This is a genomic window from Glaciibacter sp. 2TAF33, from assembly GCF_052114945.1.
GTDB lineage: Bacteria > Actinomycetota > Actinomycetes > Actinomycetales > Microbacteriaceae > Cryobacterium.
In genome coordinates this window covers 1-22,702 of record NZ_JBFRFS010000004.1, presented here as the reverse complement: position 1 = coordinate 22,702, position 22,702 = coordinate 1, and the positions used below count along the sequence as shown (strand labels likewise).

The following is a 22,702-nucleotide window of genomic DNA, read 5'->3' as shown; positions in this document are numbered from 1 at the left end:
CGTGAACCGAAATCTCGCCAAACTCGCCGTTCCGGTGGGCGTGGTCGGCATCATCCTGCTGCTGGTCGTGCCGGTCCCCGCGGTGCTGCTCGACGTGCTGATCATCATCAACATCCTGCTCGCGCTGGTGATCCTGCTCACCACGATGTTCGTGAAGAAGCCGCTGGACTTCTCCGTGTTCCCGTCGCTGCTCCTGGTCGCGACGCTGTTCCGGCTCGGCCTGAATGTCGCCTCCACCCGGCTGGTGCTGGGAGACGGCTACGCCGGCCAGGTGATCGCCGCGTTCGGGCACGTCGCGGTCGGCGGGTCGATGATCATCGGTGCCGTGATCTTCCTGATTCTTGTCGTCATCCAGTTCGTGGTCGTGACCAAGGGTGCCGAGCGAGTCGCCGAGGTGGGTGCGCGGTTCACCCTCGACGCCATGCCGGGCAAGCAGATGGCGATCGACGCCGACCTCAACGCCGGACTGATCACCGACGTGCAGGCCCGGGAACGCCGCGCCGAGGTGTCGGCCGAGGCGGACTTCTACGGCGCCATGGACGGTGCCTCCAAATTCGTCAAGGGTGACGCCATCGCGGGCCTGGTGATCATCATCATCAACATCGTCGGCGGCATCGCGATCGGCATGCTCCAGCGCGGCCTGTCGATCGGCGAGGCACTCGACACGTACGCGCTGCTCACCATCGGCGACGGACTGGTCACGCAGATCCCGGCGCTGTTGATGGCCGTCTCAACCGGCATGATCGTCACCCGCTCGAACGCCGAGTCCGATATCGGCTCCACCGCAGCCCAGCAGCTCACCCAGTCGCGGAACGCGCTGATGATCGCCGGCGCCGCGGCCATCCTGATGGCACTGATCCCGGGCATGCCGGTGATCCCGTTCCTCATCGTCGGGGCCGGGCTGATTGTGATCGCCCAGCGGGTCAAGGCACGGGCGACGTCCGAGCAGGCCGGGCGCGACAGCGCCGCCGCGGCAGCGAACGCACCGACGACCGACACCACCGACGACCTCATCGAGCAGATGCGGGTGCACGCCCTGGAGATCCAGCTCGCCCCCGACCTCGTCGACCTGGTCTCCGGGGCCTCAGACGACCTGCTCGGACGGGTGAGGGCCCTCCGCCGGAAGATCGCGATGGACCTCGGCATGGTCGTGCCGCCGGTGCGCACGAGAGACAGTGTGGACCTGCCGATGTCGACCTACGTGATCCGGATCGCCGGCGTCGAAGCCGGGCGTGGGGTCGCCCCGGTCGGCAAGGTGCTCGCCCTCGGCGACGCCCTCGACGGGCTGCCCGGCACGGCAACCGTGGAGCCGGTGTTCGGCCTGGCCGGAAAGTGGGTGCCGGCCGAGATGCGGCACAGCGCCGAAATGACCGGCGCCACCGTGATCGACCGGGTGTCGGTGCTGGTCACCCACCTCTCGTCGATCATCACCCACAATGCAGCCCGGCTGCTCACGCGTGAAGACGTGCGGGTGCTGACGGACGGCGTGAAGCAGGTCAACCCGTCCGCGGTAGACGAGCTGATCCCGGGCCTCCTGTCACTGGCCGAGGTGCAACGGGTGTTGCAGGGGCTGCTCGTCGAGCAGATTCCGATCAACGACCTGGCCCGCATCTACGAGTCCCTGTCGCTGCGGGCCAAGGTGTCGACCGACCCGGAGGGGCTCATCGAGGCGGCACGGCAGGCGCTCGGGCCGGCGCTCACCGCCCAGTACCTCGACGGCAATCTGCTGCGCGTGATCATGATCGACCCCGTGCTCGAGCAGTCGATGCTCGAGGGGATGCGGCCGTCGGAGCAGGGCACCCAGATCCTGCTCGACCCGGCCCGCATCGAGGCGGTCCTCGGCTCACTCCGCGAATCGGTCGCGAACGTCGAACGAAACGGGCTCACCGCGGTGCTGGTGTGCGCGCCCGCGCTGCGCCCCGCCATCCGTCGGCTGGTGTCGGCGCAGAGCAATGGGCTGCCAGTCTTGTCGTACCAGGAAGTCACGTCCGCCAACGTGAGCATCGAGACCGTGGGGGTGGTCCGTGGAGCCGAAGCGATTCCAGCTTGAGGGGCACAGCATGGCAGAGCTGCAGGCGCAGGTGATCGCTGAACACGGGCCCGGCGCCCGCATCATCGCCGCCGACAAGGTCACCGTCGGCGGCATCCGTGGGTTCTTCGCGCGCCAGCACTTCGAGGTGACGGTCGAAGTACGGTCAACGGATGCCTCCGCCGGCGACACCCGGCGCGGTCGTCGCGCACACGCCCGGCTCGACACCCAGGCCAGGCTCGGCATCGCCGCCCTGCTCGACGACGCCGAGGAGGCGGAAGCGCGGGTCAACGGCCAGGCGTTCCCGGGTCCGGGTTCCGTTTCCGCCGGTTCCGGTTCTGGTTCTTCGGTTCCCGGGTCGGCCGGTTTCTCCACCGGCCTGTCGACGGACTCCGGCGACTTCGCCGCACTGATGGACGACCTCACCTTCAACACGACGCCGGCGTTGCCGATGGCACCGAGCCACGCCGTCGCCGGTCCGCGCGAACTCGCCGCTCCCCGGCCGCTCAGCGGGGCCGGTGACCTGGTCATCATCATCGGCCTGCACGACGACGCCCTGACCGTCGCGGAGTCCATGGCCGGCGGGGGCACCCGCCTCTCCGGGGCACCCGGCGATGTCGCACTGGCTGGAGCCTTGGCGCCGGGCTACGACCCGGCGTGGGACCGCCGCCGTGCCATCGGCGCCCGGGCCAGGGGAGTCGAGCGCAGCCAGGCCCTTTTCATCGCGTTCGGGCTCGGGTCGGGTGCCGCCCGCGGCAGCGGCCGCCGGGCGCTCTCCGGCGCCGGCAGCACCCGGGCGGAGAGCGGTGGGCGAGCCATCGACGACGGTGGCCGCCGCGATCTCGCCGCCTGCGCCGAGGCCGTGCGCGCGATCGGCGCCGACCAGGTCTGGGTGGCGGTGGACGCGGGCCGCAAGCCGGACGACACCGCACGCTGGATCCACGCCCTCGCCGATGAGCTGCTGATCGACGCGGTGGCCGTCGTCGGGAGCGAGGCCACGTCGTCGCCGGAGACGGTCTACGCGCTGGCGCTTCCGGTGGGCTGGATCGACGGCGACCTGCCGCCTGCCGGGCGCCGCGCCGCCGGTGTGACGAACTCGCAAGCTAGGCTGGGCTGATGCTGGTTCTTACGCGGAAACCGGGGGAAAAGATCCTCCTCGGTGACGACATCGTCATCACCGTCCTCGACGCGCGCGGGGACAGCATCCGGATCGGGATCGATGCGCCGAAGGGCGTCAAGATCCAGCGCGACGAAGTCGTTCGTGCGGTCACCGAGGCGAATCTCGCCGCGGCCCAGCCGAATGCCGACGCTGAAGAGCTCCTCAAGTCCAGCCTGGGCTTCGCGCCTGCGGAGTCGCCCGAGGGCTGATCCACAGCCTGCGCCTCTCCGGTGGGGCGCGGATAAGACACCGTCAATCGCGCAACGACGGTGCGTTATACGCACTTCAGCGAGATCGAGATCTACATTGCGATCCGAACGCGGCGCTGGAACCGAACACGGAGCTGGAACTCAGTCCCCGAGCGAACGCTCCAGGAATTCCAGGGCCCGCGTCCACGCGTCGGCGGCGGCCGGGGCGTTGTAGGTGAACGGACTGGCGTCGTTGAAGAACGCGTGGCCGGCGCCGTCATAGACCTTCGTCGTGAAATCGACGCCGGCATCCGCCATGGCCGCTGTCAGGTCAGGGAGGGAGGCCATCAGGCGCTCATCCTTCGCACCGTAGACTGCGAGAACCGCTGCGCTGATGGCGCCCAGCTCATCGCGTTCCGGCGGCGAACCGTAGAATGGAACCGCTGCGCGGACCCGCGGGTCGGCGGCGGCGAGGGCAAAGGCGTAACTTCCGCCGAAGCAGAAGCCGATCACCCCGAGGCGGCCGTTCACATGCGGCTGGCCGACCAGGTAGTCGACGCATTTCTTCAGGGCGTCGACGGCGAAGACCGAGTACTCGGGCGCCTGCAGCGGCGCCATCTTCTCGCGCAGCCGTGGCTGGGCGGCGCTGCGCTCCTCCGGGTCGGTGCTGAACATGACGCGCTGGAGTTCCTCGCCGATATGGGCGTCGACGCCGACCGAGCTGAACAGATCAGGCGCCAGTACCAGGTATCCCTCCGCGGCGAACCGGTCGGCGACGTCGGTGATGTGGTCGACGAGCCCCCAGATCTCGTGGATCACGATCAACGCGCCGCGGGGCACCCCGGCGGGTTCGCTCAGGTAGCCGGTGAATCCGTCAAGATCGATGCTTCGTCCCATGGCGCCACGTTAGCACCGGCTCCCACACCGCCCCGCGACCTCGACAGCCTCGGCCAACGGGCATAGCGTTGGCTCCACGATGGACTGGTTCAGCGCCGGGGACTACGAACTCGCGCGGCAGGTCCTGCAGCGCGGCATCGCAGCCTGCTACCTCGTCGCCTTCATCTCCGCGATCAACCAGTTCCCGGTCCTGCTCGGCGAACACGGCCTGCTGCCGACGCCGCGGTTCGTCTCCCGGATCTCCTTCCGCCAGTCTCCGAGCCTGTTCCACTGGCGCTACTCGGACCGGATGCTGCGGGCGCTGGCCGGCGCCGGTGCCGTGCTCTCGGCGTCCGTCATCGCCGGACTGCCGCAACTGGCGCCGCCATGGCTGCCGGTGCTGGTGTTCCTCGTGGTCTGGGCGGCCTACCTGTCCATCGTGAACGTCGGGCAGACCTTCTATTCGTTCGGCTGGGAGAGCCTGCTCTGCGAGGCCGGCTTCGTCGTTGCGTTCCTGGGTTCGAGTGAGGTGGCTCCGCCGGTGACGGTGATTGTCTTCATCCGCTGGCTGGTGTTCAGGTTGGAGTTCGGTGCGGGCATGATCAAGATGCGCGGCGGCAGCGAATGGCGCGACCTCACGGCGCTGTACTATCACCACGAGACCCAGCCGATGCCGAACCCGGTGAGCTGGTTCGTGCACCACCTGCCGAAATGGTTCCACCGTGGTGAGGTCATCGGCAGCCACTTCGCTCAACTCGTGGTGCCGTTCTTCCTGTTCGCGCCGCAACCGGTCGCATCCGTTGCCGCCCTCGTCATCATCCTCACCCAGCTGTGGCTGGTGTTCACCGGCAACTTCGCCTGGCTGAACTGGATCACCGTGGTCCTCGCGTTCGCGGGGATCGACGATTCTGCCTTCCGGCTGGTGTTCCCGGCGGTCACGGTGCGGAGCCACACCGGCCAGGCGGTGCCCGATGCGCCGACCTGGTTCGTCGTCGTGGTGGTGGCGGTCACGGCGTTCCTGCTCGTGCTCAGCTACCGGCCGCTGCGGAACCTGTTCTCCCGCCACCAGTTGATGAACGCCAGCTTCAACCGCTATCACCTGGTCAATGCGTACGGCGCGTTCGGAACGGTGACCAGGGAACGGTTCGAAGTCATCGTGGAAGGCAGCGCCGCCGACCGTCCCACCGAGGCCGACTGGATCGCCTACGAGTTCCGCGGCAAACCCGGTGACCCGTCCCGGATGCCGCCGCAGGTTGCGCCGTACCACCTGCGCCTCGACTGGCTGATGTGGTTCCTGGCGCTCGGCACTCCCGACGCCCGATGGTTCGAGGTGCTCATTATCCGGCTGCTCGAGGGTGACAGGCCCACGCTCCGGATGCTGCGGGTGAACCCGTTCGAGACGGCACCGCCCCGCTGGATCCGGGCGCGGGTCTTCCTCTACCGGTTCTCGACCGCCCAGGAGCGCCGCCGGGCCCACGTCTGGTGGGTGCGGACGGAGATCGCGCAGATCGTGCGACCGGTGTCGCTGGGAGGACTGAGGCGGCGCTGAACGCGCACCTTGCGCGGTCGGGGTTCGGGCGTAGCGTGAGCATCGTCACGGCCACCACCCCATCAGGAAGGCAGACTTGTGCGAGCACTCACCTGGCAAGGCAAGCGATCGGTATCCGTCGAGACGGTTCCCGACCCGACCATCCTCGAACCGACGGATGCGATCATCAAGGTCACCTCGACCGCGATCTGCGGGTCAGACCTCCACCTCTACGAAGTGCTCGCGCCCTTCCTCGACAAGGGGGACATCCTCGGCCATGAGACCATGGGCGTGGTCCAGGAGGTGGGCGCCGGGGTCACGACTCTCGCCCCCGGCGACCGCGTGGTGATCCCCTTCAACATCGCCTGCGGCCACTGCTTCATGTGCCGGCAGGGCCTGCAGTCGCAGTGTGAGACCACCCAGGTGCGGGAGCAGGACAGCGGGGCAGCACTGTTCGGCTTCTCCAAGCTGTACGGGCAGGTTCCGGGCGGCCAGGCCGAGTACCTCCGGGTGCCCCTGGCCGACTACAACAGCATCCCCGTTGGCATGGAGCACCCCGACGAGCGATATCTGTTCCTCAGTGACATCCTGCCCACGGCGTGGCAGGGCGTGAAGTACGCCGACGTCCCCGCCGAAGGCACCCTGGTGGTCTTCGGTCTCGGTCCGGTCGGGCAGTTCGCCAGCCGGATCGCCCGGCATCTCGGCTACCAGGTGCTGGCCGTTGACCCGGTACCCGAGCGTCGGGAGATGGCTGCACGCCACGGCATCCGGGTCTTCGACTGGTACGACGAGGTGGTCGCTGAACTGCGCGACGAGACCGACGGGCGCGGCCCGGACTCGGTGATCGACGCAGTGGGGATGGAGGCGCACGGTTCGCCGGTCGCCGCCTTCGCACAGGCGGCCGTCGGCGTGCTGCCGGACGCCCTGGCCCGGAAAGCGATGAAGACGGCCGGCGTGGACCGGATGGCTGCTCTTTCCGCGGCGCTGGACGTGGTGCGTCGCGGCGGAACGGTGTCGATCAGCGGTGTGTACGGCGGCGAGAGCGATCCGCTGCCGATGATGTCGATGTTCGACAAGCAGGTGGCGATGAGGATGGGGCAGTGCAATGTCAAGCACTGGATCGAGGACCTCCGGCCCCTTGTCGACGACCCGGCCGACCCGCTGGGCATCGACGACCTGGTCACCCACCGGGTGTCCCTCGAGGAAGCGCCGCGCATGTACGACCTGTTCCAGAAGAAGGAGGACGGCTGCATCAAGGTCGTGATGAAGCCGGAGCTCGTGCACTGAACTCACAGGCTCAGTGCCCGCGCAACTTCTCGATGTCCCGGCGTTCCCGCTTGGTCGGGCGCCCGGCGCCGCGGTCGCGGGCAGGCGTGAGCGCCATCTCCTCGCGCGGCGGCGGGGGAGGAGTCTTATCGACGTAGCACTCGACGGCCACCGTTGCGCCCACCCGCTTCACGACGACGCGCGACACGATCAGGATGCGGTCGAAGCCGGCGCTGCGCACCCGCACCTCGTCCCCGATGTGCACCGGCTGGGCGGACTTGGCGCGATCGCCGTTGACCCGCACGTGCCCGGCCCGGCACGCGGCCGTGGCCAGGGACCGCGTCTTGAACAGGCGCACCGCCCAGGTCCAGCTGTCCACTCGCGCTGAGGTGAGCGGTTCTGCACCCCGACGCTGTTCCATGCCTCGACTCTACGGCCGCCCGTGACCCGCGAAAACGCATTTGTTGGGGTTATGCGACCCGTTTAGGCCCAACAAGTGCGTTTTCGCGGAGCAGGGGCGGGGGAGAATAGGGAAGTGAATTCTGTTGCTGCCGCCCGAGTGAACGACCTCCTCGCCTCGTATCCCGACTTCCCGCAACCCGGCATCGTGTTCCGCGACCTCAACCCCGTGTTCGCGGATGCCGCCGCCTTCCGGGCCATGATCGACGAGCTCGTCGAGCACCACGACGGCCGTTTCGACGCCGTCGCCGGCATCGAGGCGCGCGGCTTCCTGCTCGCCGCAGCAGTCGGTTATGCAGCGGATGTCCCCGTGCTCGCGGTTCGCAAGGGGGGAAAGCTCCCCGGCACGGTGCTCACCGAGGAGTACGACCTCGAATACGGCAGTGCCCGCCTCGAACTCGAAGTCGGCCAGCTGCCCGATGGAAGCCGGGTGCTGATCCTCGACGACGTGCTGGCCACCGGCGGAACGGTCGCCGCCACCGCGCGCCTGGTCGACCGCGCCGGGTATGCCCTCGCCGGCGTCGGCGTGGTCGTCGAACTCTCTGAACTGGGTGGGCGCGAGCACATCGGCGACATCCCGCTGCACGCGATCGTGTCGATCTGACCCGTCAGGGCAACAGGCCCGCCTTCAGCGCCCGGGCGATGAACGCGCCGTACTCGTTGGGGTCCCACCGCTGTCCGAGCACGAGGATCTCGTAGAACTCGGGCGCGGTGTAGGCGAACATCACGTCCGCGGCCCGTTGAACGGTGAGGCCGGCCCGCAGCTGTCCGCGGTGCGAGAGGAACTCGCTGTGGTGCAGCATTCGTGTCATCCGGTCGGCTGACACCTCGTCGTCCAGTCGCTGTGCCTCCGGAGACGTCGCCGCGGCGTCCCGTACCAGCAGCAGGATCGGGGCCACCCGTGGCATGACCTCGACCTGCAGGCGGGCCCACCCGTCGATGACCTCCCCGGCCGTCGTGGTCGCCTCCCGCATGGCGTCGGAGCGCTCCTCGGCCGCTACCTCGCCGCCGCCTGCCAGTGCGCGGATGCGGAGCGCCGCCAGGATGCCGGTCTTGTTGCCCCAGGCCTTGTAGACGGTCTCCACCGACACCCCTGACGCCCGGGCGATCGCAGCGACGGTCGTCTGGGCGTAGCCGAGCGAGAGGAACAACTCTTCGGCCGTGACCAGGATGCGCTCGCGCGCCCGGGCGGCGCTCTCCCGACGCCCGGCGGAGTTGTAGGCCCGCGGGGTCTTGACTTCGGTCATCGTCGGATCCATAATCAGCAAATAGATACAAGCAACTGTATCTAAAGTAGCACGGAGGTGAACCGTGAACGGTTCCCGGAATGAACACAGCAACGAAACTCTTCCCTCGCCGGGCGTGGTCGCCCGCCTGTTCGAGGCGACGAACCGGCACGACCTCGATGCCCTGCAGGAGTGTTTCGCCACCGACTACGTCAACGAAACGCCGGTGCATCCGTCGCGCGGCTTCGTCGGCCGCGCACAGGTCGGAGCGAACTGGGCGACGATCTTCGGAGCGGTTCCCGACCTCACGGCCACGGTCCTGCAGTCCGCCGAGGTCGACGGTGGCACCTGGGTCGAGTGCGAGATGACGGGCACCAGGCGCGACGGCCACCGGCACCTGATGCGCGGGGTGCTGATCTTCGGCATTCTCGACGACCTCATTCGCTCCGCCAGGTTCTACCTCGAACCGGTGGACCCCGGAGAGCTCACGCCCGATCAGGCCGTCGCGGAGATCCTCGGAACTTCCGCGGTCGGAGCGGCCGCCGTCGTCACGCCCGGTCCACGATCATGATTCTCATCGCGGGGGCAGGCGGACGCCTGGGCACCCTCGTGGTGTCTGATCTGGCCGCCGGGGGGCATCCGCTGCGGGTCATCGTGCGGGACGCCAGCCGGTATCGTCCGCCGGCCGGAGCGAAGGTCGACGTCGTGGTCGGTGACGTCACGGATGCCGCCGCGGTAGACCGGGCGATGACGGGGGCGAGCGTCGTCATCTCCGCCGTGCACGGCCTGATCGGCCGCGGCAGCCACAGCATCCATGAAACGGATGTCGTCGGCAACCAGAACCTGATTGTCGCGGCCCAGCGGGCGCAGGTCGGTCGTTTCGTCCTCCTGTCGGTCCACGGCGCCTCGGCGACGAGTCCGATGGAGCTGACGCGGGCCAAGTTCGCGGCGGAACGTGCGCTTGCGGGCAGCGGCCTGGCCTTCACCGTCATCCGGCCAACGGCCTACCTCGAGACGTGGTTGGACGTCGTCGCGGCCGGCAGGGCGGGAACGGCGCGGCCGCGGATTCTCGGCAACGGAACGAACCCGATCAACTTCGTCTCGGTGCGTGATGTCGCAGCTCTGGTCGTGGGGGAGGCGCTGGCGACGACCGCCGGCAACCGGGTCTACGAGATCGGTGGACCCGCAAACCTCGCACTCGGTGAGCTCGCTCGCGAACTGGTGGCGGCCGGGGTCTGTGCCGGCCGGTCACGACGGATCCCACGCAGAGCACTTCGCGCCGCCTCGATCGTCGCGCGGCCGTTCAAGCCGGCCGCGGCGCGGCTCGCTTCGGCCGCCTACCTGATGGACACGATTCCGATGGCAACCGGTGAAGGGGATGCCCGGGCGCGTGTGCCCGGAGTGCCCCTCACCACGTTCGAACACGCGCTCCGCGCGCTGGACACGCTGCACTCATCGCAGGTGTGAAGCAGCGAAAACCGGATGCGTCGCATGATTCATGCCGATCCGTCCGGTTTTCGCGGACTCCGGATTGATCGGTCCGGTTTTCGCCACCGGGCCGGCCCCCAGGCGCGACAAGGCCTGAGCCGGGCCCGGGGCCGGCGGGCGATCGAGCCGCCCTTACAGCCCCTCGGCGATCGCGGCCGTCGCGTGCAGCCACGCCTCCCGGGTGCGCGGGGCCAGCGCATCGACATTGAGCGGGCCGCCGGCCACCAGCGACGGGTCGTGCGGCACGTCGAGCACGGTGCGGGTGAGCTGGCGGAAGTGGCCGTGAAGGCGGCGGGAGAGTTGCTCATCGGCGGTCTTCGCCGGCGACGACAGGATCGTCACGGCGTCGGCGACCTTGTCGGCGTGGCCCTTCCTGCGCAGGCCGTCGAGGAGCGACGCCGCCCCGTAGGCGGTGTCCTCCCGGATGGTCGAGACGATCACGAGCTGGTCTGCCGTCTCCACGGCGGCTTCCCAGTTCGAGGCCCGCATGTTGTTGCCGGTATCGATCACGAGCACCCGGTAGAAGCGGCTGAGCGTCGAATGCAGTTTGCGGAAGGCGTCGGCGTCGATGCTCGCGGCACCGGCGGGGTCGAGGTCAGACGCCAGGGCGTCGAACTGGGCGTCGCCCTGCATCCGCACGTAGTTGTCAAGATCACCCACCCGGGCCGAACGGGCATCGGCGAAGCGGTCGAGGTCGCGGAGCAGGTCCACCGCGGTGTTGGTGTGCCGGGCCGCCTGGGCGCGCACGCCGAGCGTGCCCATGGTTTCGTTGTTGTCCCAGGCGAGCGTGTAGCCGCCGCGATAGGTGCCGAACGTGGCCGCGATCAACAGGGTCGCCGTGGTCTTGTGCGCGCCGCCTTTGGGGTTCAGCACCACGATGGTGCGCGGTCCGCTCAGGCTCCGCTGCACCGCGGCGATCGCGTTGCGGTGCGCGAGTTCCGCGTCGCTCGGCGCGGGTGAGACGAGGCCTCCGGTCAGGCGACGGATGCCGGCCTGCCAGCCCTTCTGCGCCGGCCCGACCGGCGCGGCGGGGCGGGAATTCATGAAGTCGGACAGGGTCGGCGGCGCCCCGAGGACCGGTGCCGGTTCCCCGAGGACCGGAGCCGCGGCGGGAGCCGCCGCAACTGCGGGAGCGCTCGGCGCCGGCGGTGGCTGGATGTACTGCCCGTCCTCCTCGATGCGGCCGTTGGGGTGCACGATCAGCGGCCACTGGCCCTGGACGTCCTCGGTCATCAGCCGAACGGCGTGGCCGGCCTGCTGGGCCGCATCCGTTGCCCGCACGATGATCTCCTCACGCACCCCGATTTCGTCTGCCGCTTCGATCTGCTGGCGCACGCCGTCGATGCTGAGTTCTCCCGTCGCGTCGCCGCGCACGACGGCGCTGATGCGGGGGGATGTCGGTACGTCTTCGGTCATGGTCTGGCTCGTCTCTCGGTCGCGGAATCACCCGCCGCGACGCTCGCGGCGGAGAAACGGGTACAGACCAGTATCGCGTGCCCTTTTCGGGGGGAGAAACCCAGCACCCCGCCGACTGCGGCATGCTTAAGGGATGACGGGCAGTGGAGATGCGTGGGTGTACGCGCCGGACGGTCGCAAATACTGGGGCCGTTACGGTGCCGCGGGCCTGCTCGTGCACTACCCGCCGCGCGGCATCCTGCTGCAGCATCGGGCGCTGTGGAGCCATTTCGGCGACACCTGGGGATTGCCGGGTGGCGCCCGGCACGCGCACGAGAGCGCGGTCGAGGGTGCGCTCCGCGAAGCGCACGAGGAGGCCGGCGTGCCGCCCGACCTGCTCGACCTGCAGTTCACCTCTGTCTTCGACCTGGGCTACTGGTCGTACACGACGGTCGTCATGCGGTCGACCGCGGACTTCGAACCGGTGATCGGCGACCCGGAGAGCATCGACCTGCGCTGGGTGCTGCCGGCCGACGTCGACGGGTTGCCGTTGCACCCGGGCTTCGCCGAAAGCTGGCCCTCGCTTCGCGACCGGTTGCGGGGCGCGTAGGCCCGTGCCCTGCGTCGCCTAACCGGTGACCGATGCCGGTCGGCGCGGCGGCCAGGGGATGAGCGGCGAGGTGACCCGCTGGTAGTCGGCGTACTCCGGGTACCGGGAGCGCGTGACCTGCTCGGTGAACGCCGTCGACCCGATGAACAGCCCGATGAACAGCCCGGTGAGCAGCACGGCGCCCAGCACCGTCCACTGCCACAGCGAGCCCGCGGCGATGGCTCCGAACAGGTAGACCGCCCACCACTGGGCCTGCTCGCAGAAGAAATTGGGGTGCCGGCTGTACCGGAACAGGCCGCCGGTGACGAAGCGCGGCCGCGGGTCCCTCCCGGCTGCCTTCTCCGCCTTCTTCCACCGCTGGAAGTTCCACTGCTGCTGGTCGGCCACCGTCTCGCCCGCCAGCAGGGCCACGAAGGCCGCTGCCACCAGCACGTCTGGCGCGCCCAGCGGCGCCCCGCGGTGCTCGAAGGCGGTGTGCGCCGGCAACGCGATCAGCAGCAGGACCAGGTTCTGGTACACCGAGATGAAGAGCAGGGTGAAGAGGGCGAACTGCCAGGGCTTCATCCGCGACGCAAGGATCGCCCAACGGTAATCCTGGCCGCCGGGCGCATACCCACCCTTCCGCGCGTAGTTGAAGGTGAGCCGTGCGCCCCAGAGCGTGACCAGCACCGCCATCAGGTTCAGCCGGGCGTCAGTGAAAGCGGATGCCGCTGCGAACACCCACAGGTACGCCACCGGCACGATCGACCAGATCCGGTCCACCCAGGAGTATTCGTGCGTGATGACGGCGAGCAGCCAGGTCGCGGCGGCCACGCCGGCGGCGATCCACAGGCAGACGAGGACCGGTTCCATGCCGGAATTCTAGGCGAACGGGCCGCCCCGCGGCAGCCGCTCCGTGGTCACTCCCGCACGACCGCGTCGGGCGACTTGTCCGGCCGCCAACCGCGCCAGGACGGCTGCCGCAGCCGACCGGTGGCGGTCCACTCGGCGAACTCGACTTCGCCGACCAGGGTGGGACGCACCCACTCCGCCTCCCGCGCCTCCGCGGCCGGAACTCCGTTCGACGACGCATCTGCGAAGGGATTGGCGTCGGTGGCGAGCGGTGCGAACCGTTCCGCCATGTCTCTGAGGTCCCGGTCCTGGAATCCGGTGCCCACCTTGCCGACGTACCGCAGTCCGCCCTTCTCGGGGATGCCCATGAGCAGCGACCCGACGCCGCCCGCGCGCCGGCCGCTGCCGGGTTTCCAGCCGCCGATCACCACCTCCTGGGTGAGATGGTGCTTGATCTTGATCCACGACCGGGACCGCCGGCCCGCGCTGTAGCCGGCGTCGCGCTCCTTCGCCATCACGCCCTCCAGCCCCAGCTCGCGGCTGGTGCTGAAGGCGTGCTCATAGTCGCCGTCGAACGCCGGCGGCACCTGGGTGGTGCCCGTGGAGGCCACCAGCGACTCGAGGATCGCGCGCCGTTCGTCGTAGCCGGCGTGCACCACCGGGGTGCCGTCGCGCTCGAGCACGTCGAACAGGAGGTACTGCACCGGCGTGTTCTTCACCGCCGCCCGCACGTCGCCGGGGGCGGTGAGCTTCATCCGCGTTTGCAGCCGGCCGAAGTCCGGCCGGCCGGTTGAGTCCAGCGCCACGATCTCGCCGTCGAGCACCGCCGACTCCGCGTCGACCGCGGCCGAAAGGTCAGCCAGCAGGTCGGGGTACGACACCGTGACGTCGTTGCCGTTGCGGGTGACCAGCCGCACCATCCGTTTCGACCCCCGGCCGGCGACGTAGGCCAGCGCGCGGATGCCGTCCCATTTCATCTCGAACGCCCAGTCCTCGGGGTGGTGCAGGTCGCTCTCGGACCCGAGGGTGGCGAGCATGGGGGAGTATGAGCGCGGGGTCTGGGCCGTCGCACGGGGGTGCCCGGAGTCGGCGGCGAGCGTGGTCCCTGTGGTGGTGCTGGCGTGCTGGGACCCCGACGTGGCCGGTTTCATCAGGTGGATCAGCCAGTTCTGCGCCGCCTTGCCCTCACCACCGGTGTGGATGAGCGCGAACTTCCGGGGCCCGTCCAAACCTCCGTCGGGTTCGCCGTGCAGCGTGGCGATGACCTCACCCTCCCGCCACTTCTCCAGTTCGTACGTGCCGCTGTCCCAGATTGTGACGTCGCCTGCCCCGTATTCCCCGGCCGGGATCTCGCCTTCGAAACTTCCGTACTCCAGCGGATGATCCTCGGTCTGCACCGCGAGGTGGTTCTGCTTCGTGTCGGTGGGCACCCCCTTCGGCAGCGCCCACGACACCAGCACCCCGTCGTGCTCGAGCCGGAAGTCCCAGTGCAGACGGCTGGCGTGGTGCTCCTGGATCACAAATGACACTCCGGCAGATGCCGCGGCCGGGCCGGTGGGGACCGGTTCCGGCGTCTTGGCGCCGTCCCGCTTGCTCCGGTAGACGGCCAGCCGGTCGTGCCCGTGGCTTCCGGACTTCGCGCCGTCACCGGTGGTTGTGCCGTGCGTGGCATCCGGGTCAAGGTGCCCGGCGGCCAAACCGCCCAGCGGATCCTCCCGCCGCCGCATCCGCTTCATCACCTGTTCGTAGTCGAGCTGCTCGAGGTCCTTCGACGCCAGCTCCCGCCAGGTGCGGGGCACCGCGACAGTCGGGCGGAGGCGACCGCGCAGCGAGTAGGGGGTGATGGTCGTCTTGTTGGCGTTGTTCTGGCTCCAGTCCACCAGCACCTTGCCCGGCCGCAGGGATTTCTTCATGTCGCTCACGATGAGGTCGGGGTGGTCGGCCTCCAGGGCGCGGGCCAACTCGTGGGCGACGTCTGATACCTGCGTCGACGTGTACTTCATGTCCAGGGCGGCATATAAGTGGATGCCCTTGCTTCCGCTGGTCACCGGCATCGGCTCGAGCCCCATGTCCTGCAGGATCGCGCGGGCCAGGCGCGCCACCTCCGCGCACTCCGGCAGCGTCACCCCGTCGCCCGGGTCCAGGTCGAGCACCAGCCGGTCGGGATTGCGGGGACGGCCATTCCGCCCGAACTGCCACTGCGGAACGTGGATCTCCAGTGCGGCGATCTGGGCGAGCCAGGTGAGGGTGGCCAGGTTGTTGACCAGCGGGTATTCGTTCACGTGGTCCGAATGCTGGATCACCCCGCGCTTCACCCACGACGGCGTCGACGCGTCCAGGTTCTTCTGGAAGAACATCTGGCCTGGTTCGTCGGCGGTTCCCACGCCGTGCACCCAGCGTTTGCGGGTGACCGGCCGGTTCGCCGCGTGCGGGATGAGCACGTCGGCGACGGCCGCGTAGTAGGAGAGGACATCGGCCTTGGTGGTCCCGGTCTCCGGGTACAGCACCTTGTCGAGGTTGGTCAGCTTGATCCGGTGACCGTCGACGGTGATCACTTGGCTGGTATCGGGCATGTCCCCAGCATGCTCTGGGGTGCCCGCTTTGGGTAGGGCGCTCTACCGCCGGGCGGTGAAGGGGTGTTGACTGGGCGCATGAGATCCATCTGGAAGGGTGCGATCACCTTCGGGCTGGTCAACGTACCGGTCAAGGTTTATAGCGCAACGGAAGATCACGACATCTCGCTGCATCAGGTGCATGACACCGATGGCGGGCGAATCAAGTACCAGCGTCGGTGCGAGGTGTGCGGCAAGGTTATCCCCTACGAGCACATCGACAAGGCATACGACAACGGCGACAAGACGGTCGTGCTGACTGCTGACGACTTCAAGGCGCTGCCCGAAGAACGCAGCCGGGAGATCGACGTCGTCGAATTCGTGCCCAGCGACCAGCTCGACCCGATCATGTTCGACCGCAGCTACTATCTCGAGCCGGACGGCAAATCCGCCAAGGCTTACGTGCTGCTGCGCCGCACCCTCGAAGCGACAGACCGCACCGCGATCGTTCATTTCGCGCTGCGGCAGAAGACGCGCCTCGGCGCCCTGCGGGTGCGCGGCGACGTACTGGTGCTGCAGTCGCTGTTGTGGGACGACGAGATCAGGGAGGCAGCGTTCCCCGCACTCGACGAACGGGTGCGGATCTCCTCCAAGGAACTCGACATGTCGTCGGCGCTGGTCGAATCCTTCGCCTCCGACTTCACGCCGGACGAGTTCACCGACGAGTACCAGGAGGAATTGCGTGCGCTGATCGAGGCGAAGCTGAAGAAGGGCGACGCCGTCGACACCGAGGAGACCTTCGGCGAGAAGGAGGAGGACGAGGAAGAAGGAGGCGGCGAGGTCCTCGACCTGATGGAAGCGTTGAAGCGAAGCGTGGAACGCAGCCGCGAAGCGAAGAAGCCGGCGCCGCCGGAGAAGAAACCCGCCCGCAAGGCCACGTCGTCCGCCTGACCGGCGTACCCGGCAGAGCCGCACTCACTAGACTCGTGCCTTGTGGCGGAGGCAGGGGATAGCGAGGTCAGCTCGAGGGTTTTCACCCTGCCCAATATCCTGAGCTTCTCCCGCCTGTTGCTGGTACCGGTGTTCCTGGTGCTGCTGATCAACGGCAACGACCTGTGGGCGCTGCTCGTGCTGGTGGTCTCCAGCGCCACCGACTTCCTCGACGGGTTCCTGGCGCGTGCCCTGAACCAGGTCAGCCGTCTCGGGCAGCTGCTCGACCCCGCTGCCGATCGGCTCTACATCTTCGCCGCCTTGATCGGCCTTGCCGCCCGGGAGTTGGTGCCGTGGTGGATCGTGCTGGTCATCATCGGCCGGGACGTGTTCCTGCTCATTCTCGGGATTGTGCTGGCCAACTTCGGTTTCGGCCCGCTTCCGGTGCACCAGCTCGGCAAGGTCGCCACGTTCTGCCTGTTCTACGCCCTGCCGCTCCTCATGCTCGGCCATGCCTTCCCGGGACTCGCCTGGTGGTCGCAACCGGTCGGCTGGGCATTCGCGCTGTGGGGGGCTTTCCTCTACTGGTGGGCCGGCATCATCTACGCCATCGAAACCGTGCGGGTGATTCGCATCCCGCGGGGCGTGTCGCCCGCGCAATCCGATACGCTGGACCTCAGGAGGTATACGGTGGTCGATTCCGACGCGAAGAACGAACCCGAGCGTGATGCTGCGCCCGAGAATTCAGCGGGTAACACCGATACCACGCTCAATTTCAGCCAGGAGTTCGCGGCCGCCCTCGCCGCCCTCGACGGCGATGTCACCGCCGAGGAGCAGGAAGCGGTAGCCGCGTTGCCCTCCGGGTCTGCACTGTTGGTCGTTCGCCGGGGCCCCAATACTGGGGCCAGGTTCCTGTTGGACGCCGACGTCACCACTGTCGGTCGGCACCCCGACGCGGATATCTTCCTCGACGACGTGACGGTGTCCCGCCGTCATGCCGAGTTCCTTCGCCGTGGAACCGTATTCGAGGTCAAGGACCTCGGATCCCTCAACGGCACCTACTTCGACGGCGTGCGCATTGACACCACGTTGTTGTCCGATGGCGCCGAGGTACAGGTCGGAAAGTTCCGGCTCACCTTCTACGCCTCACGGCTCGACCTCGCCCACGAGACGAGCGAGTAGTGCCAGCGTCCTCCGCCCGCGCAGTTGCGTCGGGCGCAGCGCCGCTATTGAGCATCGGCCAGGTCCTGGCCAGACTCACGCCTGAGTTCTCCGACCTCACGCCGTCGAAACTGCGTTTCCTGGAGGAACAGGGCCTGGTGTCACCGGCCCGGACCGAATCCGGCTACCGCAAGTTCAGTGCCGCAGACCTGGACCGGCTCCGGCTGGTGTTGTCGATGCAGCGCGATCACTACCTGCCGCTGAAGGTGATCCGCGGCTACCTCGACGACCTCGACGCCGGCCTGTCGCCGACGCTGCCCGGCGGGGTCACCCCCGGTCCGTCGATGCTCGGCACCGTGCGGAGGCTCGGCCGCGACGACCTGCTTCGCGAGGCATCGGCATCCGCTTCGCTGCTGCACGACGCCGTTTCGGCGTCCATCATCCTGCCGGCCGACTATTACGGCGAGGACGCCCTGGGCGTTCTGCGCGCGCTGGTCGAGTTGCAGCGGAGCGGCATCGAGCCCAGGCACCTGCGTGGGTTCCGCGGGGCGGCTGAACGCGAGCTGGGGCTCATCGAGAGCGCCCTGGTGCCGCTGTCACGCCGGAAGGACGCGTCCAGCCGGGCCAAGGCGGCCGAGATGGCTGTCGAGATCGCCGGGCAGCTGGAGGTGGTGCGCAGCAGTTTGATCCGCTCAGCGCTGGGTCGGCTCACCAAGTAAGACGTACACTGGGAGAGCGACGACGGCCCGCCCGGGCCGGGTCGGTGACTCTCCTTTTTCGACACGCCGACCCGTTCAAGCGGATGTCGTTGATCGGAGCCCCTGGCCTCGGTAGCGTGGTCACAGCGATCCGTGAGTGTCGCAAAAACCCCCGAGAGGCGTTCGAATGAGTGAAGTCAATCCCCACGATGACGCCTCCCGCTACGGCCTTGGACTGCTCTTCACCGACGGCATGCCTGAGCTCGACGAGAATTCCGGTTACCGCGGCGCGGTAGCAGCGCGCGCCGCCGGCATCAGCTACCGCCAACTGGACTATTGGGCCCGCACCGGGCTGGTCGAGCCCACCGTTCGCGGCGCTGCCGGCTCCGGCTCGCAGCGGCTCTACGGCTTCCGCGACATCCTCGTGCTCAAGCTGGTCAAGCGCCTCCTTGACACCGGCATCTCGCTGCAGCAGATCCGCACAGCGGTCAACCAGCTTCGCGAGTCCGGGGTCAACGACCTCGCCCAGACCACGCTGATGAGCGACGGCGCCAGCGTGTACCTGTGCACCTCAGACGACGAGGTCATCGACCTGGTCAGCCGCGGGCAGGGCGTGTTCGGCATCGCCGTCGGCAAGGTGCTGCGCGAGGTCGAGTCCAGCCTGGTCGAACTCGACACCCAGACGGTGGACCCCACCGACGAGCTCGCTGCCCGCCGGACCACCCGCAAGATCTCCTAACGCCCGCGCGAAGGACTCGGGCGGAACTAGGCGGAGGGCTGTTCGGCGTACTCGGCGATGCGGCCGGTGCGGAGCACCCGGTCCAGCAGCTGGTCGAAGTAGCGGGACATCTCCTGCGCGCTCTCACCCGGCCAGATGTGCAGCGGTTTCGCCGCGCCCTGTGCCTGCTGCAACGAGGTGCGCTCCGGCAACTGCGGGCTCAGCACGAGCGGCCCGAACATGTCGCGCAGCTCCTTGATCCGGAACTGGTGCTCCAGCGAGGCGGTGCGGGCCCGGTTGACGATGATGCCGAGCGGCTGCAGTCGTGGACTGAGGCCGCGGCGGATCTCCTCGATCGCCCGCAGCGCCCGGTCGGCGGCGGCCACGGAGAACAGGCCGGGCTCGGTGACGACGGTCACCCGGTCGCTCGCTGCCCACGCGGTACGGGTGAGCGCGTTCAGCGACGGTGCGCAGTCGATCAGCACCAGCTCGTATTCCTTCTCCACCGTGGAGAGGGCCTCCTCGAGTTTCCAGATGTCACGGATGCTCGGGTGCGGTCCGTCGAAATTGATCGCGGAGGGGCTCCCGATCATCACATCGATCGTGCCCTGCCGGCCGCGGGTCCAGCCGCTCGGGGCAATCGCGGCGCGAACCGTCTTCTCCTTGGGGGAAGCCAGCACGTCGGCCACGTTGAGGTGGCCCGCGACCTGGATGTCCATACCGGTGGAGACATCGGACTGCGGGTCCAGATCCACCACCAGGGTGCGCACGCCACGGGCGAAGGCAGCAGAAGCAAGACCAAGGGTCACCGTGGTCTTTCCTACGCCTCCCTTGAGGGAGCTGACGCTGAGTACGTGCACAAGAAGCTACGTTACCTTCACTAGTCTTAGAGAACCTAACCGTTAGCTGTGTGCCGCGCCACGCTCGAAAGGTCTGCATGTTCTCGAAAATTTTGGTTGCCAACCGTGGTGAGATTGCGATCCGTGCGTTCCGTGCGGCGTATGAGCTGGGTGCGAAGACGGTGGCGGTGTTCCCGTTCGAGGACCGCAACTCGTTGCACCGTCTGAAGGCCGACGAGGCGTACCAGATCGGTGAGCCGGGGCATCCGGTGCGCGCGTATTTGGACGTGTCGGAGATCATCCGGGTGGCCGTCGAGTCCGGCGCCGACGCGATCTACCCCGGTTACGGGTTCCTCTCCGAGAACCCGGAACTGGCCGAGGCGGCTGCGGCGGCGGGGATCACGTTCATCGGCCCGGGCAAGAGCGTGTTGGAGATGGCCGGGAACAAGGTCACGGCGAAGGAGCACGCCATCGCGGCGGGGGTTCCGGTGTTGAAGTCGACTCCGCCGTCGAAGGACGTCGACCTGCTGATCAGCCAGGCGGAGGAGATCGGCTTCCCGATCTTCGCTAAGGCGGTCGCCGGCGGCGGCGGCCGCGGCATGCGCCGGGTTGGTTCGGCGGCGGAGCTGCGCGGTTCCCTGGAGGAGGCGATGCGGGAGGCGAACAGTGCGTTCGGTGACCCGACGATGTTCCTGGAGCAGGCGGTGCTCCGTCCGCGTCACATCGAGGTGCAGATTTTGGCGGATGCGACCGGGGAGACGGTGCACCTGTTCGAGCGGGATTGCTCGGTGCAGCGTCGGCACCAGAAGGTCATCGAGATCGCGCCGGCTCCGAACCTGGACGAGGGCATCCGTCAGGCTTTGTATAGGGATGCGATCGCGTTTGCCCGGTCGATCGGGTATGTCAACGCGGGCACGGTGGAGTTCCTCCTCGACACGGTGGGGGAGCGGGCCGGGCAGCACGTGTTCATCGAGATGAACCCCAGGATCCAGGTGGAGCACACGGTCACCGAGGAGGTCACCGATGTGGACCTGGTCCAGTCGCAGATCCGGATCGCGGCGGGGGAGTCGCTGGCCGATCTCGGCCTGCAGCAGGAGAACATTGTGCTCCGCGGTGCCGCGTTGCAGTGCCGGATCACCACCGAGGACCCGACGGCCGGGTTCCGCCCGGACACCGGGAAGATCACCACGTACCGGTCGCCGGGTGGTGCGGGGATCCGGATGGACGGTGGGACGATCAACCCGGGCGCGCAGATCAGCCCGCACTTCGACTCGATGCTGGCCAAGCTCACCTGCCGCGGCCGGGACTTCAACGCCGCGGTGATCCGGTCCAGGCGCGCCCTGGCGGAGTTTAGGATCCGTGGGGTGTCGACGAATATCCCGTTCCTGCAGGCGGTGCTGGACGACCCGGACTTCGCCGCCGGGAACCTGTCCACGTCGTTCATCGATGAGCGTCCGGAGTTGCTCCGGGGCCGGGAGTCGAAGGACCGCGGCACGAAGATCCTGAACTGGTTGGCCGATGTGACGGTGAACCAGCCCAACGGCGCACCGGTGACCACGGTGCACCCGGCCGTGAAGCTCCCGCCGCTGGATCTCACCGTTCCGGCCCCGGCCGGGTCGAGGCAGCGCCTCCTCGAGCTCGGCCCGAAAGGTTTCGCGGCCGCGCTCCGCGCCCAGACCGCCCTCGCGGTCACGGACACCACCTTCCGCGACGCCCACCAGTCGCTTTTGGCGACCCGGGTGCGCACCAAGGACCTGGTCGCCGTCGCCCCGTACGTGGCGCGGCTGACCCCGCAGCTGCTGTCGGTCGAAGCCTGGGGCGGCGCCACCTACGACGTCGCGCTGCGGTTCCTCGGCGAGGACCCGTGGGAACGGCTGGCGTCCCTCCGGGAGGCGTTGCCGAATGTGAACATCCAGATGCTGCTCCGCGGCCGGAACACCGTCGGCTACACCCCGTACCCGACCGAGGTCACTGACGCGTTCGTGAAGGAGGCCGCCGCGACCGGGGTGGACATCTTCCGGATCTTCGACGCGCTCAACGATGTGTCGCAGATGCGGCCGGCGATCGACGCGGTCCTGGCCACCGGGACCGCTGTCGCCGAGGTCGCCGTCTGCTACACCGGTGACCTCCTCGACCCGGCGGAGGACCTCTACACCCTGGACTACTACCTGGGGTTGGCGGAGCAGATCGTCGACTCCGGTGCGCACATCCTCGCGATCAAGGACATGGCGGGGCTCCTCCGCCCGGCGGCGGCCGCGAAGCTGGTCACCGCGTTCCGGGACCGGTTCGACCTGCCGGTGCACCTGCACACCCACGACACCGCCGGCGGGCAGATGGCGACCCTGCTGGCCGCGTCGAACGCCGGCGTCGACGCGGTCGACGTCGCCAGTGCGGCGATGGCCGGGACCACCAGCCAGCCGTCGGAGTCGGCCCTGGTCGCCGCGCTCGCGCACACCGACCGGGACACCGGCATCCGCTTGCAGAACGTGCTCGACCTGGAACCGTACTGGGAAGCCGTGCGCCTGGTGTACCGGCCGTTCGAGTCGGGCCTGGCCGGGCCCACCGGCCGGGTCTACAAGCACGAGATCCCCGGCGGGCAACTCTCCAACCTCCGCACCCAGGCCGTCGCCCTCGGCCTGGCCGACCATTTCGAACTGATCGAGGACATGTACGCCGCGGCGAACACCATCCTCGGCCGGGTGCCGAAAGTCACCCCGTCCTCGAAAGTCGTCGGCGACCTGGCCCTGTA

At 68.5% G+C, this 22,702-nt stretch carries 21 protein-coding genes and 1 pseudogene; 15 read left to right on the top strand and 7 right to left on the bottom strand.

Annotated elements, in window-relative coordinates; translation table 11 throughout:
* The first annotated feature begins 1 nt into the window (after window position 1).
* From AB4Y94_RS04360 to AB4Y94_RS04350, 3 genes are read left to right on the top strand one after another with little or no spacing between them, the layout of a single operon-like run.
* Window positions 2-2,050: a flagellar biosynthesis protein FlhA gene (locus AB4Y94_RS04360; protein ID WP_441725261.1), complete on the top strand. Its 2,049-nt coding sequence runs from the start codon at window positions 2-4 to the stop codon at window positions 2,048-2,050.
* Window positions 2,051-2,060: 10 nt separating this feature from the next.
* Window positions 2,061-3,146: a hypothetical protein gene (locus AB4Y94_RS04355; protein WP_441725259.1), complete on the top strand. Its 1,086-nt coding sequence runs from the start codon at window positions 2,061-2,063 to the stop codon at window positions 3,144-3,146.
* Window positions 3,146-3,397 (top strand): carbon storage regulator, encoded by a 252-nt coding sequence (locus AB4Y94_RS04350; protein ID WP_441725256.1) that lies wholly within the window; start codon window positions 3,146-3,148, stop codon window positions 3,395-3,397. Before AB4Y94_RS04355 ends, AB4Y94_RS04350 begins: the two co-directional genes overlap by 1 nt.
* 141 nt (window positions 3,398-3,538) lie before the next feature.
* Here the strand turns inward: AB4Y94_RS04350 and AB4Y94_RS04345 are convergent, their stop codons facing one another.
* Entirely contained in the window at window positions 3,539-4,273 is a 735-nt protein-coding gene (locus AB4Y94_RS04345; RefSeq protein WP_441725254.1) for a dienelactone hydrolase family protein, read from the bottom strand.
* A gap of 79 nt (window positions 4,274-4,352) precedes the next feature.
* On the opposite strand from AB4Y94_RS04345, the gene AB4Y94_RS04340 reads away from it, so the two are divergent.
* On the top strand, window positions 4,353-5,801 hold the full coding sequence (locus AB4Y94_RS04340) for a lipase maturation factor family protein (protein WP_441725252.1): 1,449 nt from the start codon (window positions 4,353-4,355) through the stop codon (window positions 5,799-5,801).
* A 78-nt stretch (window positions 5,802-5,879) separates the two neighbouring features.
* Window positions 5,880-7,067 (top strand): zinc-dependent alcohol dehydrogenase, encoded by a 1,188-nt coding sequence (locus AB4Y94_RS04335; protein ID WP_441725248.1) that lies wholly within the window; start codon window positions 5,880-5,882, stop codon window positions 7,065-7,067.
* Window positions 7,068-7,077: 10 nt separating this feature from the next.
* Here AB4Y94_RS04335 and AB4Y94_RS04330 read toward each other — a convergent pair whose 3' ends face one another.
* Complete coding sequence (locus AB4Y94_RS04330; RefSeq protein WP_441725245.1) at window positions 7,078-7,467, bottom strand: RNA-binding S4 domain-containing protein; 390 nt, start codon at window positions 7,465-7,467, stop codon at window positions 7,078-7,080.
* A 114-nt stretch (window positions 7,468-7,581) separates the two neighbouring features.
* On the opposite strand from AB4Y94_RS04330, the gene AB4Y94_RS04325 reads away from it, so the two are divergent.
* A complete protein-coding gene (locus tag AB4Y94_RS04325) occupies window positions 7,582-8,109 on the top strand; it encodes an adenine phosphoribosyltransferase (RefSeq protein ID WP_441725243.1) in 528 nt (175 codons plus the stop codon).
* Between the two features lie 4 nt (window positions 8,110-8,113).
* Here the strand turns inward: AB4Y94_RS04325 and AB4Y94_RS04320 are convergent, their stop codons facing one another.
* The gene (locus tag AB4Y94_RS04320) at window positions 8,114-8,752 is read right to left on the bottom strand and encodes a TetR/AcrR family transcriptional regulator (protein WP_441725240.1); all 639 of its coding nucleotides are present in this window, start codon (window positions 8,750-8,752) and stop codon (window positions 8,114-8,116) included.
* A 64-nt stretch (window positions 8,753-8,816) separates the two neighbouring features.
* On the opposite strand from AB4Y94_RS04320, the gene AB4Y94_RS04315 reads away from it, so the two are divergent.
* Both AB4Y94_RS04315 and AB4Y94_RS04310 read left to right on the top strand, forming a co-directional pair.
* Complete coding sequence (locus AB4Y94_RS04315) at window positions 8,817-9,302, top strand: nuclear transport factor 2 family protein (RefSeq protein ID WP_441725237.1); 486 nt, start codon at window positions 8,817-8,819, stop codon at window positions 9,300-9,302.
* The gene (locus AB4Y94_RS04310; protein ID WP_441725234.1) at window positions 9,299-10,198 is read left to right on the top strand and encodes an SDR family oxidoreductase; all 900 of its coding nucleotides are present in this window, start codon (window positions 9,299-9,301) and stop codon (window positions 10,196-10,198) included. Before AB4Y94_RS04315 ends, AB4Y94_RS04310 begins: the two co-directional genes overlap by 4 nt.
* A 153-nt stretch (window positions 10,199-10,351) precedes the next feature.
* On the opposite strand, the gene AB4Y94_RS04305 is transcribed toward AB4Y94_RS04310, so the two are convergent.
* On the bottom strand, window positions 10,352-11,635 hold the full coding sequence (locus tag AB4Y94_RS04305; protein WP_441725229.1) for a MinD/ParA family ATP-binding protein: 1,284 nt from the start codon (window positions 11,633-11,635) through the stop codon (window positions 10,352-10,354).
* Window positions 11,636-11,768: 133 nt separating this feature from the next.
* On the opposite strand from AB4Y94_RS04305, the gene AB4Y94_RS04300 reads away from it, so the two are divergent.
* The gene (locus AB4Y94_RS04300) at window positions 11,769-12,224 is read left to right on the top strand and encodes an NUDIX domain-containing protein (protein ID WP_441725226.1); all 456 of its coding nucleotides are present in this window, start codon (window positions 11,769-11,771) and stop codon (window positions 12,222-12,224) included.
* An 18-nt stretch (window positions 12,225-12,242) separates the two neighbouring features.
* Here AB4Y94_RS04300 and AB4Y94_RS04295 read toward each other — a convergent pair whose 3' ends face one another.
* On the bottom strand, window positions 12,243-13,076 hold the full coding sequence (locus AB4Y94_RS04295) for a DUF1295 domain-containing protein (protein ID WP_441725223.1): 834 nt from the start codon (window positions 13,074-13,076) through the stop codon (window positions 12,243-12,245).
* A gap of 47 nt (window positions 13,077-13,123) precedes the next feature.
* Window positions 13,124-15,628, bottom strand: a complete 2,505-nt coding sequence (locus tag AB4Y94_RS04290; protein ID WP_441725220.1) for an ATP-dependent DNA ligase — start codon at window positions 15,626-15,628, stop codon at window positions 13,124-13,126.
* Between the two features lie 78 nt (window positions 15,629-15,706).
* Here AB4Y94_RS04290 and ku point away from each other — a divergent pair, with 78 nt between their 5' ends.
* The 5 genes and pseudogenes from ku to AB4Y94_RS04265 all read left to right on the top strand — a co-directional run bounded on the left by ku (window position 15,707) and on the right by AB4Y94_RS04265 (window position 19,135).
* Window positions 15,707-16,558 (top strand): non-homologous end joining protein Ku, encoded by an 852-nt coding sequence (gene ku / locus AB4Y94_RS04285; protein WP_441725217.1) that lies wholly within the window; start codon window positions 15,707-15,709, stop codon window positions 16,556-16,558.
* A 42-nt stretch (window positions 16,559-16,600) separates the two neighbouring features.
* Window positions 16,601-17,095 (top strand): annotated as a pseudogene (locus AB4Y94_RS04280) (CDP-alcohol phosphatidyltransferase family protein); the annotation flags it as partial.
* A 132-nt stretch (window positions 17,096-17,227) separates the two neighbouring features.
* On the top strand, window positions 17,228-17,719 hold the full coding sequence (locus AB4Y94_RS04275; RefSeq protein WP_441725793.1) for an FHA domain-containing protein: 492 nt from the start codon (window positions 17,228-17,230) through the stop codon (window positions 17,717-17,719).
* The gene (gene ftsR, locus AB4Y94_RS04270; RefSeq protein WP_441725215.1) at window positions 17,719-18,417 is read left to right on the top strand and encodes a transcriptional regulator FtsR; all 699 of its coding nucleotides are present in this window, start codon (window positions 17,719-17,721) and stop codon (window positions 18,415-18,417) included. Before AB4Y94_RS04275 ends, ftsR begins: the two co-directional genes overlap by 1 nt.
* A gap of 166 nt (window positions 18,418-18,583) precedes the next feature.
* Window positions 18,584-19,135 carry a MerR family transcriptional regulator gene (locus AB4Y94_RS04265; protein ID WP_441725212.1) on the top strand — a complete coding sequence of 184 codons (552 nt, stop codon included), beginning with the start codon at window positions 18,584-18,586 and terminating at the stop codon, window positions 19,133-19,135.
* 26 nt (window positions 19,136-19,161) lie between these two features.
* On the opposite strand, the gene AB4Y94_RS04260 is transcribed toward AB4Y94_RS04265, so the two are convergent.
* Entirely contained in the window at window positions 19,162-19,974 is an 813-nt protein-coding gene (locus tag AB4Y94_RS04260; RefSeq protein WP_441725209.1) for a ParA family protein, read from the bottom strand.
* 77 nt (window positions 19,975-20,051) lie between these two features.
* On the opposite strand from AB4Y94_RS04260, the gene AB4Y94_RS04255 reads away from it, so the two are divergent.
* The coding region (locus AB4Y94_RS04255) for a pyruvate carboxylase (protein WP_441725206.1) at window positions 20,052-22,702 on the top strand (2,651 nt) is incomplete at its 3' end.